The organism is Streptomyces sp. NPDC127197, assembly GCF_042672405.1.
In the GTDB taxonomy this organism is placed as follows: Bacteria; Actinomycetota; Actinomycetes; order Streptomycetales; family Streptomycetaceae; genus Streptomyces; species Streptomyces flavusporus.
Genome location: NZ_JBHXVG010000030.1, coordinates 84,834 through 98,959 on the forward strand (window position 1 = coordinate 84,834; position 14,126 = coordinate 98,959).

General features: G+C 70.3%; 13 protein-coding genes, 1 tRNA gene and 3 pseudogenes. 12 read left to right on the plus strand and 5 right to left on the minus strand.

All coding sequences use genetic code 11. The features are described 5' to 3' along the window. Positions 1–36: 36 nt before the first annotated feature. Positions 37–306, plus strand: coding sequence for a helix-turn-helix domain-containing protein (locus ACFVJQ_RS34275; RefSeq protein WP_385789543.1), 270 nt, complete (start codon positions 37–39; stop codon positions 304–306). Here ACFVJQ_RS34275 and ACFVJQ_RS34280 read toward each other — a convergent pair. Continuing rightward, positions 237–599, minus strand: a complete 363-nt coding sequence (locus tag ACFVJQ_RS34280) for a tyrosine-type recombinase/integrase (protein WP_385789545.1) — start codon at positions 597–599, stop codon at positions 237–239. The genes ACFVJQ_RS34275 and ACFVJQ_RS34280 overlap by 70 nt on opposite strands. On the opposite strand from ACFVJQ_RS34280, the gene ACFVJQ_RS34285 reads away from it, so the two are divergent. Further along, positions 559–656, plus strand: a tRNA-Asp gene (locus tag ACFVJQ_RS34285). The genes ACFVJQ_RS34280 and ACFVJQ_RS34285 overlap by 41 nt on opposite strands. A gap of 870 nt (positions 657–1,526) precedes the next feature. On the opposite strand, the gene ACFVJQ_RS34290 is transcribed toward ACFVJQ_RS34285, so the two are convergent. Next, on the minus strand, positions 1,527–1,739 hold the full coding sequence (locus ACFVJQ_RS34290) for a hypothetical protein (protein WP_385789521.1): 213 nt from the start codon (positions 1,737–1,739) through the stop codon (positions 1,527–1,529). 59 nt (positions 1,740–1,798) lie between these two features. Here ACFVJQ_RS34290 and ACFVJQ_RS34295 point away from each other — a divergent pair, with 59 nt between their 5' ends. After that, positions 1,799–2,479, plus strand: a complete 681-nt coding sequence (locus ACFVJQ_RS34295) for a helix-turn-helix transcriptional regulator (RefSeq protein ID WP_385514614.1) — start codon at positions 1,799–1,801, stop codon at positions 2,477–2,479. A gap of 32 nt (positions 2,480–2,511) precedes the next feature. Further along, positions 2,512–3,066: a DUF3291 domain-containing protein gene (locus ACFVJQ_RS34300; protein ID WP_385514613.1), complete on the plus strand. Its 555-nt coding sequence runs from the start codon at positions 2,512–2,514 to the stop codon at positions 3,064–3,066. A 14-nt stretch (positions 3,067–3,080) separates the two neighbouring features. Here the strand turns inward: ACFVJQ_RS34300 and ACFVJQ_RS34305 are convergent. Further along, positions 3,081–3,445, minus strand: a pseudogene (locus ACFVJQ_RS34305) (ISNCY family transposase); the annotation flags it as partial. 234 nt (positions 3,446–3,679) lie between these two features. Here ACFVJQ_RS34305 and ACFVJQ_RS34310 point away from each other — a divergent pair. From ACFVJQ_RS34310 to ACFVJQ_RS34320, 3 genes are all read left to right on the plus strand, one after another. Continuing rightward, positions 3,680–5,143 (plus strand): MFS transporter, encoded by a 1,464-nt coding sequence (locus tag ACFVJQ_RS34310; protein ID WP_385789524.1) that lies wholly within the window; start codon positions 3,680–3,682, stop codon positions 5,141–5,143. A 108-nt stretch (positions 5,144–5,251) separates the two neighbouring features. Continuing rightward, the gene (locus tag ACFVJQ_RS34315; protein ID WP_385514611.1) at positions 5,252–5,551 is read left to right on the plus strand and encodes a hypothetical protein; all 300 of its coding nucleotides are present in this window, start codon (positions 5,252–5,254) and stop codon (positions 5,549–5,551) included. Positions 5,552–5,562: 11 nt separating this feature from the next. Then, positions 5,563–6,144: a protoglobin domain-containing protein gene (locus ACFVJQ_RS34320; RefSeq protein WP_385789526.1), complete on the plus strand. Its 582-nt coding sequence runs from the start codon at positions 5,563–5,565 to the stop codon at positions 6,142–6,144. Positions 6,145–6,614: 470 nt separating this feature from the next. Here the strand turns inward: ACFVJQ_RS34320 and ACFVJQ_RS34325 are convergent, their stop codons facing one another. After that, entirely contained in the window at positions 6,615–7,358 is a 744-nt protein-coding gene (locus ACFVJQ_RS34325) for an SDR family oxidoreductase (protein ID WP_385789528.1), read from the minus strand. A 376-nt stretch (positions 7,359–7,734) separates the two neighbouring features. Here ACFVJQ_RS34325 and ACFVJQ_RS34330 point away from each other — a divergent pair. From ACFVJQ_RS34330 to ACFVJQ_RS34340, 3 genes and pseudogenes are all read left to right on the plus strand, one after another. Further along, positions 7,735–7,818: pseudogene (locus tag ACFVJQ_RS34330) on the plus strand (glyoxalase); the annotation flags it as partial. A 32-nt stretch (positions 7,819–7,850) separates the two neighbouring features. Continuing rightward, positions 7,851–8,486: an NAD(P)-dependent oxidoreductase gene (locus tag ACFVJQ_RS34335; RefSeq protein ID WP_385514608.1), complete on the plus strand. Its 636-nt coding sequence runs from the start codon at positions 7,851–7,853 to the stop codon at positions 8,484–8,486. 198 nt (positions 8,487–8,684) lie between these two features. After that, positions 8,685–10,347: pseudogene (locus tag ACFVJQ_RS34340) on the plus strand (IS200/IS605 family accessory protein TnpB-related protein). 65 nt (positions 10,348–10,412) lie between these two features. Here ACFVJQ_RS34340 and ACFVJQ_RS34345 read toward each other — a convergent pair. After that, complete coding sequence (locus ACFVJQ_RS34345) at positions 10,413–11,681, minus strand: MFS transporter (RefSeq protein ID WP_385789530.1); 1,269 nt, start codon at positions 11,679–11,681, stop codon at positions 10,413–10,415. A gap of 133 nt (positions 11,682–11,814) precedes the next feature. Here ACFVJQ_RS34345 and ACFVJQ_RS34350 point away from each other — a divergent pair, with 133 nt between their 5' ends. Both ACFVJQ_RS34350 and ACFVJQ_RS34355 read left to right on the plus strand, forming a co-directional pair. Then, a complete protein-coding gene (locus ACFVJQ_RS34350) occupies positions 11,815–12,750 on the plus strand; it encodes a LysR family transcriptional regulator (RefSeq protein WP_385514606.1) in 936 nt (311 codons plus the stop codon). A gap of 498 nt (positions 12,751–13,248) precedes the next feature. Beyond that, positions 13,249–13,935 carry a hypothetical protein gene (locus ACFVJQ_RS34355; protein ID WP_385789533.1) on the plus strand — a complete coding sequence of 229 codons (687 nt, stop codon included), beginning with the start codon at positions 13,249–13,251 and terminating at the stop codon, positions 13,933–13,935. Positions 13,936–14,126 lie beyond the last annotated feature (191 nt).

Consider the following 14,126-nt stretch of genomic DNA (forward strand, 5'->3'; position numbering starts at 1 on the left):
CAAACGCCCGCCTGCACCCTCGCGGAAGCGGCTGTCATTGAGCGGTCCCATGCGGGCTGGAAACAGGCGCACATCGTTGCAGCCATGGGGGTGTCTCGCCGCTGCGTGAAGCGCTGGCTCGACCGCTACGCAACAGAAGGTGACGCAGGACTTCAGGACCGCTCTTCCCGTCCGCACCGCTCCCCGCGCCGGACCGCCCGCTTCACAAGGCGCCGGGATCGCGGCGAGTACCGCGCTCACCGGCCGGCTCCCGAAGCGGCGAGCTCCACCGCTGTGCGAAGGTCCCCGTCCGTCGCATGCAGGTAAACGGCAGTGCACGCGGACGAGACATGACCCAACAGCGTCTGCATCACGTCCGGATCGACCCCGCTGCGGATCCATCGGGTGGCGGCCGTGTGCCGCATCATGTGCGGACAGGTGCGGAAGCCGCACCGGTTGCCGATGCGCTCGATGATCTGCTTGGCGTTGGAGTACGTCATCGGCCGCGCCGGGTACGGGCCGACCAGGTTGACGAACACGTAATCGCGGCCGACGGCCCCTGGTACCTCGTCGCGTTCTGCCAGGTGGTCGCGGTATGGTGGACGCGTCCAGGTGCGCAGGCTGCGGCTACTTCTCCTGTCAAGAGGGAGACGCGGGTTCGAATCCCGCCGCCGGCTCCGGCCGGTGTCGTCCAGTGGCCGAGGACACCAACGTCGCCGCCGCCGACCTTGATCTCTGGACACTTCAGGCACGAGCCGCCCGCCACGGGGAGTGAGTCGGGCGGCTCGCCGCGCTCACTGCTCCATGCCTCCGGCTCGCCGTCCCGCCGCTCGATCAGCCGCGACCACCGCACCCACTCCTCGTCGACGTCCTCCAGGCCCGCAACGCGGAGGAACTCGACGACGTCCAGCAACCCGTATGTCACCCCAACGAAATGATCGTCCACCCGCACGCGCCGGCCACCGTCCGCAGCAGGCGGATAGATCACGATGGGCTGCGTAGTGGCCGTGGCACCAGGGTGCGAATCTGGGGCAGGTGCGCGCATGCGGGGCGCCCGGCGGGCCACTGTCGGCGCGCTCGCCGCCTTCGTGCTCAGCGCCCGCCACGACATCCCCAGCGTTACCGGCTGCACCGCGCTCTGGGCGATCATCGCGGCATCCTGTTTCGCAGCAGCAGCCACTGCTGTGCTCGCCCGAAGAGACTCGTGAGACAGCCCGGCAGACTGGCTCCGCGCGAAGAAGTGTGCTGCGAGACTGACGCGGCATCGGTCAACGTGAGGCAACTCGAAACCCGTAGGCCACCGGAACGCCCTATGTCACGGGGCCAGAGGACCTACACCAGCCTGAGAGCGCCCATGGTGCGGAAGTTGTGCAGGAGCCCGGTGGCCGCCACGCCAGTCCTGGTGCGGTCGGCTGCGCCAGGACATCGTGGCCTTGCACCGCGACCTGCTGGGGTCTTGGGTCGAGGGCGCCCATCCGGAGATTTTGATCCCGCTGAACGGACGCGGCGGAACGACGCGCCGCTCGCCCGCCTGACCGTGGCACGCGTTATGGGCGCTGGGCGACAACGTCGTCGATACGGGAGGCGCCGGCGGCCGGGTCGATGAAGCCGAGGGCGGTGTGGAGGTCGTCGCGGCGCGCTTCGAGGGGAAGGCGCCAGATGGCTTCGTGGCGGGCGATGCGGTTGCGGAGTCTGTGGAGCCGCTGAACGGGGCCTTCGACGAGGGTCAGGGCGCGGCTGGGGGGTTCCTCGGGGTGCACCAGCAGGGGCCGCGTCCCGCCCTTCTATCTCCAACCTGTGTTGTTCCTAGAATGGCCGGGTGGAGGACATCGACGCGATCGCGGCGTTGCAGGATCCGGTGCGGCGCCGCTTGTACGAGTACGTGGTGGCGCAGGGCCGCGAGGTCGGCCGCAACGAGGCCGCCGAGGCGGCCGGGGTGGCGCGCACGCTCGCTGCGCACCATCTGGACAGACTGGCCGAGGCCGGGCTGCTGGAGAGCGGCAGCCGCCGCCTGACGGGTCGCTCGGGGCCGGGGGCGGGTCGTCCCGCCAAGGTGTACACGCGGGCGCGGGCCGAGCGGGCGGTGTCGCTGCCCGCCCGCGACTACCGCACCGCCGCCGAGCTGCTCGCCGAGGCCGCCGAGCAGGCCGGGCTGGACGCCGGGCTCTGCGCGGCCGCGCGCCGCCGGGGCGAGGCCCTGCGCGGCTCGGCGGCGCCCTGCGGCGGCCTCGAAGAGGCCATGGAGATGCTGGCCGCCCGCGGCTATGAACCGCACCTGGAAGGCGCCGAGGAGGCGACCGGGGCAGCCGCGCGCGTCGTCCGTATGCGCAACTGCCCCTTCCATGCCGTCGCCGAACGCTTCCCGCCGCTCGTCTGCGGCATGAATCTCGCGCTGCTGGAGGGGCTGCTCGGCACGGACGGTCCCGTCCGCGCCCGCATGGACGCCCGACCGGGGGAGTGCTGCGTGGTGGTCGAGACTTCTAAAAACAATTCTGATTGACATAGAAAAGGGGGCCGTGCTGGGATGTGGCCATGACCGCATCCGCGCATGCCGCCCACCTCGCCCAGCTCAACGTCGCCACGCTCCGCCACCCCCTCGACGACCCGCGCATGGCGCCGTTCGTCGAGATGCTCGACCCGGTCAACGCTGCAGCCGACGGCGCGCCCGGCTTCGTGTGGCGGCTCGTGGAGGAGGGGGCGGCCGACGCCACCGGCCTGCGCCCGGCGGGCGAGGACGTCATCGTCAACCTGACGGTGTGGGAGACCCAGGAGGCCCTGTGGGACTTCACCTACCGCAGCGGGCACCTGGAGGTGATGCGGCGGCGCCGCGAATGGTTCGAGCGGCACGTCGAGGCGCACCTGGTGCTCTGGTGGGTCCCCGCCGGTCACCTCCCGACCGTCGGCGAGGCCCTGGAGCGGCTGGCGGACCTGCGGGTGCACGGGCCGTCCCCGCGCGCGTTCACCTTCGCCTCTTCCCACACCGCCGCCGAGGCCGCCCGGCACCTTCAGGCCGTGCCGCCGGCGCAGCCTGAGCAGGCCGCCCGGAGCGCGCGGCAGGCGGCGGCCGACGGCGCGGCGGCGGTGTAGGGGAGGGGATGCAAGCCGCCTTCCTCCTCGGCGACCAGGGCGGTGTAGCCGAACTTGGTGGGGTGCGGGGGGTTGCCCTTGCGGATGGGCCGGGTATCGGGGTCGGCTAACGACACCAGCCGGCCGGGAATCGTGCGGATCCCCTTCACCGCAAAGCGGTCTGCTCCAGCCGCCGGCACGTGCCCGCCACGGTCTCGGCCGACTCGCCGACCAGGTGCGTCAGCCGCCCCGAGGGCTGTTTGCCCAGCGCACGACGGGCGTTGCGCTCCACCGCAGCAACGTCCCGCACGGTCGCGCGGGCCACGGTAGCGATCTCACCGGTGAGCCGGTCGATCTCGCCCAGCGCCTGGCCGGTGCGCCTGCGCAGGGTGCGTGAGACCAGCACCGCCCGCTGCTCGTCCGTCAGAACTCCCCGCGCCACGAACCAAGATCGGGTGTGGCTCGTTTGGCCCAACTTGGGTGTTGTTGCGCCAGTTGAGGGCTCGCGGTCCTTACGGTCTTGGTGTTGATGCTCCGTGCTCGGGGCGATTCCAGCGGTGCCGGCTGTCCTGCTCGGCAGGACGTCCGAGGCCGGGACAGCAACGGACTTGCCCGGGCGACCAGGAGTGGTGACTTGCGATCTGCGGCAGCCTCATCAGGGCCTGGCAGTCTTGGCCGGAACCGTGAGACCGCGGCACTGGCGCTGCTGTCGTTCGCGATGCTGATCGTCTCACTGGACCAGTACATCGTTGTGGTGGCGCTGCCTGACATCGCACGCGATCTGGGCTACTCGGCGCAAACGCTTCAGTCGGTGATCAGCGCTTACGCGGTGGCCTCGGCCGGCTTCCTGCTGTTCGGCGGTCGCGCTGCGGACCTGCTCGGACGGCGCAGGATGCTGGCGACCGGACTTGCTCTGTATGCCGGAGCGTCACTGGCGGGCGGACTTGCCACCGGGCCGGGCATGTTGCTCGCTGCACGCGCTTTTCAAGGTCTCGGTGGGGCCTTGGTCTTCCCCACCACGCTGGCGCTCATCAACACCACGTTTCCTGAAGGTCAGGCGCGCAACCGCGCTTTGGGCATCTGGGGCGGTGCAGGCGCGGCGGGACTTGTGATCGGCGTATTGCTCGGCGGACTACTGACCCAGGCTTTCGGCTGGGAAGCTGTCTTCTTGGTCAATGTCGTCTTGGCGGGTCCGGCACTGCTGCTTGCGTTCGTACTGATCCCGCCCGACGGTGAACGTGAGAAGGGCCGCACGTTTGATCTGCCTGGCGCGCTGAGTGTCACTCTGGGCGTCACCTTGATCGTATTTGCTCTGGTTCAAGGACCCGAGGTGGGCTGGCTTTCGCCGGGCATTCTGATCAGCGCCGTGGCCGGCCTGCTGTTGATCGGAGCGTTCGCAGTAATCGAGCGGCGCAGCTCCGACCCGCTGATGCCCCCGCGGCTGCTGTCGAACACAAACCTCATCACGGGCGTCGTCACGGCGTTCATGTTCATGGCGACCTTCGGGTCTGTGCTCTACTTCCTGTCGATCTACTTTCAACAGATCCTCGGCTACGACGCCCTGCAAACCGGCGCCGGATTCCTGATCCCCACAGCGGTCGTGGTGGCAGGCTCGACGACGGCCGGCCAGTTCGTCACCCGGTTGGGGCTCAGAATCACGCTGGTGACTGCTCTTGCCTTCGGCGCGCTCGGCGCTGTGCTGCTCGGCGTTGCGATCTCGCCGGACGGCTCGTACGCCGAACTGATCCCAGGACTTATTGCGCTCAGCATCGGTGACGGCGTGGTGTTCACCACCATGTTCATCGCAGCCGCGACCGGAGTGGCAGACCGAGAACAAGGCATCGCCTCAGGCATCGCCTCCACCGGCTCCGGCGTCGGTGCCGCAGTCGGCCTCGCCCTCCTCGTCCTTGTAGCGACCGCAGGTCTCGACGACCTCACTGGCGATCGCCTGCGCATCGCGGCCGCAGACGGAATCAGCACCGCGATGTTCGTGGTGGCGGGCGGGATCGTCGCCACGCTTCTCGTCGCTGTGATCCGGTGCCCGACACCACCAGCACCGGAATCAGCTGCCGTACCCCGCCAGTGGCGTCGCTGCTGACACGGCGGCTGACAGGCCACCCTGAGCTGTCACGGCGGCAGCGGCATCGAGGTTGCCAACGCCTCGTGCGCCCGGCGCCTGGTCGAACTGTGCGACGCCGACCCGGCGATGATCCGACACGCCGCCGACCGCAAGGGTCACGACCTGCAGTACTCACTGGACTTCGGCGAGATCACCAAGCTGGGCTTCAGCCCGGCGGTCGAGTTCGCGGCCAGTCTTCAGAGCACGGTGGCGCGGTACCGCGACAATCCCTGGCTGGTGGCCGGCAGACGCCGGCTGACGAGGGCGCAAAGACCACCGCGGCCGTTTCGCAGCCTGGCGGGGATGCGCCCACGGCCCGACACGCTGCGGCGTCAGTTGTCTGATTTGAGCCGTTATGTCGCCTTCAATGGTGGTGACCATGGATGAGGAGAGGGCGCATGAGTACGCAGACCCCGGCCGGCTACACCTACGGCTCGACCCCGCCCAGCCCTGTCTCCAGGGACGACCTGGCCAAGCTGGAGGCGAGTGTCCTGTTCACCGCCGAGGACGAGCAGGCGCTGCGCATGGCGGGCGATGTGCTGGAGGACCAGGTCGAGGCCATCCTGGACGTCTGGTACGGATTCGTCGCCTCGCACCCCCACCTCGTCGCCTACTTCGCCACCCCGGACGGCACGGTCCTGGACGACTACCTGACGCGGGTCCGCGGACGGTTCGGCCAGTGGATCATGGACACCTGCCGTCGCCCCCACGACGAGAACTGGCTCTCCTACGCGCACGAGATCGGCCTGCGCCACACGAAGGACAAGAAGAACCAAACCGACGCGGTGGACTCCGTGCCCTATGTCCCCCTGCGCTACATGGTGGCGTTCATCTACCCGATCACCGCCACCATGCGCCAGTTCCTGGCGAACAAGGGGCACGCCGAGGAGGCAGTGGAACGCATGCACCAGGCATGGTTCAAGTCGGTGACGCTGCAGACCGCCCTCTGGCTCCAGCCCTACGCGGCCGACCAGTGGTGAGACCGTGACCAGGCGAGGGCGGGCGGTGCGGGGTTCCCGACTGACGAGCAGTTCGTCCACGCCGTAGCGCAGCATGCCCGATCCGCTCGGCGAGGATGCTCTGGCCTGTTGCTTGCCCAGCATGGTGCGGTGGCGGAGCAGCAGCCCCAGCACCGGCGGAGCGACGTCGTCGTTGCCGGGAAAGACCGCGAGGAAGCAGGCCTTCAGCAGCAGCGACTCCCGCGAAGAAACGGCCCGAGTAGTGCACGGAGGCGCTCATACTTCCGGAAAGGCGCGGACGCTCCTTCCGGAAGGGGGCCCGACGCTACGAAGTGCGGCGCCGGCAGCAGTCCCCGCTCCCCTTGCTGAGCAGGCCAAGAAGGCCTTCTTGGACCTCAGGCTCTTCGAGCTCCCCAACTCGGTCGCTGGTGAGGTCCGCGCCGCACGCCATCCAGCCTCTGCGGTCGAACGGCGGGACCTCCCCGGCGGCCCTATCGCTGCCTCGCGAGCCATTCGTCGAAGGTGGTCGGTGCAATGCGGGCGCCCTCGCCGGGCAGCAAGACGTCACCGGCCATCTCCAAGCCGAGCACCGACGACCACGTCGGCACAAGCTTGACCGCGTGGCCGCGCGCGTCGTTGGTACGCCGGGCCATGTCCACCAGGTCCTGCAGATCCGGGCCAGCGACATCGCGGTAACGCCCCTGTGGCGTGCCCGTGGCGATCTCGGCGAGAACATCGGCCACGTCCTCGGGCGCGATCGGCTGTACGAGCAGCGGTGGGATCGTGGCGACGCCGTCCTGCTCGGTCCAGCCCGTCACCGTCGCGGCGAAGTCGTGGAACTGGGTGGCCGGAACGATTGTCCACGGCACCGGGCCCTCGATCACGAGGCGCTCCTGCTCCCGCTTGCCGGCGTAGTGCGCGTTGCCTGCAACACGATCGACCCCAACGATCGAGAGCAGCACATGGTGACGGACCCCTGCCCGCTTCTCGGCAGCGAGCAGGTTCTGCGTGGCGGTGCCGAAGTACGCCACTGCCGCGTCCCGGTCCGCTCCCGTGTAGCTGGTGGCGTCGACGACGGCCTCGACACCCGTCAGGGCGGCGTCGAGGCCGTCGCCGGTGGTCAGGTCCACGCCGAGCGAGCGGCTGATGCGAACGACGTCGTGTGCCGCCCGCTCCAGGGCGGCGACGGTAAGGGCCCCGATGTTCCCGGTCGCGCCGGCAACGGCGATTCGCATGGTGATCTCGCCCTTCTCTCTCGTTCCGCCTCCGGGTACATCTTGGACTGAAAAGACGCCGCGGGAACGCCCGCCGCGCCCCGGCCAATCATCGCCTTGGTGGGCAGCTGGACGACGCTGGGCACTGCTTCCCCTTGCCGCAGATAAAGGGATCGCTTCCTGACGCGGATGTTTCTGCCTCCTGCCCGTGTCCGTGCGGCCGTCGTGGTAGGTCGGTGACGGTCCGGGCCCGGCGACTGGCTCGATGCCGTGGCGAAGGGTGTCCGAGTGGACCAGGGCCGCCGCCGGGCCCATCGGCCGAATGTCCCGCGTCGGTTTGAGCGGTGGACGGACACGGTACGGACAGTTCCACAGCTCAGCGCAAGGACACAACCCCATGGACCTGAAGCTCGAAGTCATCGTGCTGCCCGTCTCCGACACGGACCGGACCAGGACCTTCTACGAGAAGCTGGGCTTCCGCCGGAACCTCGGCGCGTACAACAGGAGCCGCACATGAAGATCGTGTTGCTGGGCGCCACCGGCATGGTCGGCAGCCGTATCGCCGCCGAGGCCGCCGCCCGAGGCCACCAGGTGACGTGCGTCAGCCGCTCCGGCGAGGCTCCCGTCCCGGGCGTGGCCTCGACCGCCGCGGACGCGGCGGACACATCCCGGGTCGCCGCCCTCGCCGCCGGGCACGACGCGATCGCCTCTGCCCTGGTACCGCCGCGCGACGGCAGCGACCCGAGGGAGCCCTTCCTCGCCCTGAACCGCGCTGTGGTCGACGCCGCCCGCACCGCCAACGTCTCCCGGCTCGTCGTGGTCGGCGGTGCGGGCAGTCTGGAGGTGGCGCCCGGCCAGGCGCTGGTGGACCAGCCCGACTTCCCCGCCGACCTCCTCGGCGAAGCCCTCGCGCACCGCGACGTTCTCGCCTTCTACCGCACGGTCGACGATCTCGACTGGACCTACGTGTCCCCGCCAGCCGAGATCGCCCCGGGCGAACGGACCGGCAACTTCCGCATCGGCGGCGACCAGCTGCTGAGCGACGCCGAGGGCCGCAGCCGCATCAGCGCCGAGGACTACGCGGCCGCTTTCGTGGACGAACTCGAAAGCAGCGCACATCTGCGCACCCGGATCACCGCCGCGTACTGAGCCGGCGGGGGGTATGAACCGCTGTCGCATGACAGCGCACGAGCATGTTCTGGGGCGTATGAGTGAGTGTCCGGGCTGCGGCAGGTGTGCTCCCCGGGGAGGGGAACGGGAGTTCTCACATCGAGTGGGTGACCTTTTCGGGTGGTGGCCGTTGGGTGCGGTGACGGGTTCTTCGGTGCCGGTTGAGGGGGGAGCGGGGTGGGTGGGCTGCGGGAGGTGGCGGCGCCGTTCGTCGTGCCCGGTCCCTCGGGGGTGGCGGTCCGCGACCGGCTCAAGCACCTGACCGCCGTGGACGAGGAGGTGCTGCGCCTGGTCGGCGACCATCTGGGCGCGCTGGCCTCCCGTGACCTGAAGGCCCGTTGCGCGGCCGGGCCGGACCACGACAGCGACGCCTGGGCCGAGCGCAAGCGGATCCTCACGACGCAGTCGTCGTCCCGCTGGGCCGGGAGCATCACGAAGGCCACCCACGACCAGTGGGCGCTGGCCCGCCGGGCTCAGCTCGCGCACATCCAGAACCTTGAAGCCGGGGTGCGGACGATCGCGCACCGGCTGTCCCTGCCCGTGGGCGCGAAGGGCACCAAGCACTCTCCGGGCGGCTACCACGGCAGGCAGGAGTGGTTCGCCGAATCCCGCCGCCTGCACGTCCTCGAAGACCGGCTGGGCGCGGCGCGGGCCGACTGGCAGGCCGGGCTCGTGCGCGTGGTGCGGGGCGGGAAACAGCTGCTGAACACCCGCCACCACCTGCAGGCCGCCCGGCTCACCGAAGCCGAGTGGCGCCGGCGGTGGCAGGCCGGGCGCCGGTTCCTCGCCGCGGACGGCGAGTCCGGCAAGCGGTACGGCAACGAGACCCTCCGCGTCACCCCCCGACGGCGAGGTCTCGATCAAGCTCCCGGCGCCGCTGGAGCACCTGGCGAACGCCCCGCACGGCCGGTACGTGCTCGCCGCCCGGGTGGCGTTCGCGCACCGGGGCGAGCAGTGGCGCAACCGCGTGGCCGCGAACCGGGCCGTCGCCTGCCGCATCCACGAAGACGTGCCCCGGGGCCGCTGGTACCTCACCGCCTCCTGGACCATTCCCCCGGTCACCACCGTGCCCCTGGCCACCGCCCACGCGAGGGGGCCTGGTCGGCGTCGACACCAACGCCGACCATCTGGCCGCCTGGCGTCTCGACGAGCACGGCAACCCGGTCGGTGCCCCGCGCACCTTCGCCTACGACCTGTCCGGCCCCGCCCCACACCGTGACGCCCAGGTCCGCCACGCCCTCATCCGGCTGCTGCACTGGGCCAAGCGGTACGGTCTGGCCCTCGCGGTCGAGGACCTCGACTTCGCGGCGGACAAGACCCGGGAGAAGCACGGCAGACGCAAGCAGTTCCGCAAGCTCATCTCCGGCATGCCCGTGGCGAAACTGCGCTCCCGGCCGGCGTCGATGGCCGCCGAACTGGGCATCCCCCTCGTCGCCGTCGACCCCGCCTACACCTCCAAGTGGGGCGCCCAGCACTGGCAACGCCCCTCGCCGGCAAGACCAGGACGACCACCCGTCACCACGCCGCAGGCGTGGCGATCGGCAGGCGCGCCCTGGGGCACCCGATCCGGCTGGGGGTACCTCCCAGGCCCTTAAGGCACTGGGGGAGGACGGCACCGCCCCGCGACGACCAGAGCGATCGTCGCGGGCATCGGACCGCCCAGGCCGGACCAGGCACCCCAGGGCGTGAGGAAAGCCGCCCCCGCATCCCCGGACCACGGACACGATCCGTGCCGCCCGGACGCGGAGCGAAAGCGGCCGACCAGTGTGCCCAACACCGTTCGGGGCACACGGCTGAGCACGAGTTCTGGCAACAGGACCCACTCCCGCTCAGTCCGTAGGAACGGTGGACCGCTCCGAAGAGGGGCGGGCGCAGCCCGGTCGCGGTGACGGCCGTGGCGGCGCGTCAGGTGCGGTTCGGTGCCGGCTTGGGCTCGGAGAGATGTGTTGCCGCGCGGCGGGGGAGCAGCAGCGGGGTCGCCAGCAGGAGCACGCCGGCCAGGCCGATGGCCGTGCGCGGGCCGAGCAGGCCGCCCAGCACGCCCCAGACGGCCGTCAGGAGTGCGGTCGTGGCCTTGGTCGTCACCGCCCAGGCGGTCAGTGTGCGGGTGACCCGGTCGGTCGCGGTGCGCTGGAGGCGGTAGGTGGCGTAGACGGGGTTGAAGACCCCGCAGCAGAAGATGAGCCCGAGTTCGACGCCCGTCACCAGCAGTAGCCCTCCGGTGCCCGGCCCGAGGAAGGCCAGGCCGACGGGCCAGATCGCGCGTAGCGTCCCGGCCACGACCAGGACCTGGTGCTGCCCGAACCGGGTGACGAGCGGTTGGGTCAGCCGCGAACCGAGCAGCCCGCCGATCGAGGGTGCGGCGAAGGCGAGGCCGTACTGCCACGGTGCGAACCCGAGTTGGCCGAGCATCAGGACGGCCAGCAGCGGCTGGGCGGCCATCACCAGGCCGTTGAACAAGGCGGTGTTGAAGAACAGCGGACGCAGCGTCGCGTCGGTGAGGATGTACCGCCAGCCGTCGAGCAGGTCCCCGGCCCGCATGCGTGCGGCCTCCCGGCGCTCGGGCCGCGGCTCGTGCCCGCCGATCGCGCGGATGCCCAGGGCCGAGAGCAGGTAGCTGACCGCGTCGGCCACCACCGTCGCCACCGGACCGAGGAGTCCGATCGCGGCGCCGCCCAGCGGCGGTCCGATGATCGTGGTCGTCCAGGTCGTGGACTCGAATCGGGCGTTGGCGACGAGCAGGTCCTCGGCCGGCAGCAGCGTCTTCAGGTACGCGCCGGAGGCGGCGCGGAAGGTGATGTCGGCCGCCGCGACGACGACCGAGACCAGCAGGAGCTGAAGGAAGGTGAGCACGCCGAGCGCGAACGCGGCGGGGACCGTCAGCAGCGCCGCGAACCGCACCAGGTCCATCGCGACCAGCACCGGCCGCTTGCGGCGGAACTCCACCCACGGCCCGAGCGGCACCGCCACGGCCGCGCCCACCGCAGCCCCCACGGAGGAGAGCGCGGCGACCTCGGCCGGTCCGGCGTGCAGCACCCGGATGGCGATCAGCGGGAACGCGCCGAAGGCGAGCCACGTGCCGAGCGCGCTGGTCCCGTACGCTGCCCAGAGCCACCCGAACCGCCGCCCCAGCCGATGTCCGAGCAGGTGTCCCAGCCGGTGCCCGCTCCTCATGCCCGATGCCCCTCGCCACTCACCCGCACAACCGATCCGTGATCGGAAGCATCAAAGCGAGGGCCATGTCCAGGGGTCAAACAACTACAAGGTCGCCAGCCACAACCAACGGTTGTGGCCGTAGGGTGTCGGCGTGGACCTCGACACCGTCCGGACCTTCGTCGCCGCCGCCGACGCGGGGCAGTTCCAGGAGGCCGCCGCCGAGCTGGCGGTCACCCAACAGGCCGTCTCCAAGCGCATCGCCGCGCTGGAGCGCAACCTCGGCGTGCGGCTGTTCACCCGCACCGCGCGCGGCGCCGAACTCACCATCGACGGGCAGGCCTTCCTGCCCCACGCGCGCGAGCTGCTGCGCGTCGCCGACCGCGCGGTCGCGTCCGTGCGCACCGGCCGCCGTCCGCTACGCGTCGACATAATCGCCTCGCGCGGCGCGACATCGGGCCTGATGCGCGGCTTCCACCACGCGCACCCCGAAATCGACCTCGACGTGGTGATGCTGTTCGACATCGAGACGGCCCTCACCGCCATCCGGTCCGGCGCGATCGACGCGTCCTTCCGCGCCGTCGCCGTGCCCGGCCGGCCCCTTCCCGAGGACATCGAGTCCGTCCGGGTGCTCGACGAGCCGCTCCAGCTCCTCACCGGCCCCGCCCACGCGCTGGCGGGCGCCCGGTCGGTGACCGTCGCTCAGCTCGCCGGGCACCGGATCTGGATGCCCGGCATCGTCCCCGGTACCGAGTGGGCCGCCTACTACGACGACCTCGTCGCCGAGTTCGGCCTCACCATCGAGGCAACCGGCCCCAACTTCGGCTCCGACGCGCTCCTCGACACCATCGCCGACACCCCGGCCCTGGCCACCTTCATGGGCGCGCAGACCCGCCTCGTCTGGCCCGCCGACCACGGCCTGCGCCGTATCCCGGTGACCGACCCGACGCCCGTCTACCCGCACTCGCTCCTCTGGCACCGCGACAACCCTCACCCAGCGCTGACCACCCTCCGCACCCACCTCGCCGCCACAGCAGCCGGCCACGACGCCGCCGGGACCTGGGCGCCGAGCTGGGTGATTCCGCGCTGAACGCCGCCGCGTCTTCGATCATCGTGGTCGGATCGACGGACGGTGCCCCGGGGCATGGCCCAGATACGTCAGGAACCCGCCACGGGATGATCTTGGGAACCTGAACGGGTCCGCCCGTCGCCCGTTCGGCTAAGCCTCGAGCAGGGCGCCTGAGCAATCGTGCAGCGGGCCGTGCACGACCGCCTCGAGATGGGGGGGCGCGCCGGCCTTCGTCGTCAACGGGCCCGTCGCCCAGGCAACGGCAAGGCGCTGGACACCGCCCGGGACAAGCTGCAGATCCATCAGCGGCCTGTACGAGGCGATCGCGGAACTGCAGGATGGTCCCGGCCTATGGGGGCCACCTGTCGCATCCTGCAGGCGACGCCAGAACCGGCACCCAAATACACCCCTGACTCCGGTTCTGGCATCATCACCTGGCCATAGGGCAACGGGCGCACTACAAGGCGCTCTCCCAACGAGGAAAGAGTGTCTGTGCACAGAGGCATACGACGCGTCCTGATGGTCGGTGTCCTGTCAGCAGCCGCCGCGGCCACCGCGGCCTGCAGCCCGAAAGCCGATCCCGCCGACGGCAAGTCCAGCTCCCCCGTATCCGAACAGAAGCCACTGACCGAGGCAGAACTCACGGACGCTCTGCCCGTCGGAGCAGACTTCCCCGGCTTCATCGCGGAGCCTCAGGCCATGCCCCTGCTGGAAGCCGAGGACGTCGTGACGGTCGACAAGCCGGCCTGCCGCCCGATCGCCGACATGATGAGCGTGCGTCCCGAGCACCCGCGCCAGGCCATGGTCTGGGCCACGATCAAGGCCAACGACGCGCCTTCCCAAGAGACCCCCGGCAGCGTGACCCTGACCAGCCATACCGGCCAGGAAGCCGAGGCATGGATGGATGAACTCAAGGAAGCCCTGACCAACTGCACCACGTTCACGGCCACCTCCGAGCGCGGCTGGACCCACCGGTTCACCATCAGGCCGCTGCCCCCGGTGACGGCAGGAGACGACTCCGTCACCTACCTCCTGACCAACGCCCTGGCCCCTGACGGGAAAGGCAACGTCATGACCGTCGTTCGCACCGGAGGGACCTTCGCTACCTACCTCATGAACCAAAACACAGGTAAGCCCGTCCCCATAGCAGCTTCCCTCGCGAATCAGCAGCACACGAAGCTCCAGGCCATTGCGGCCAAGCCCTGAACAGCCAGGCCCCACAGCCGGAAAACGATCACCGTGAACCGGGACGAACGTTTCACAGCGCACTGCGTAGCTGCTGATCAGAGTCTTTCGTCGGTGCGTGTGTCCTGAACGCAAGGAGGAGTTCTATGTAGGAAGAGCGCCTTATTGCGGTGCTGCGTGGAAGATGAAGGATCTGGCCCTTCGGAGTCGCC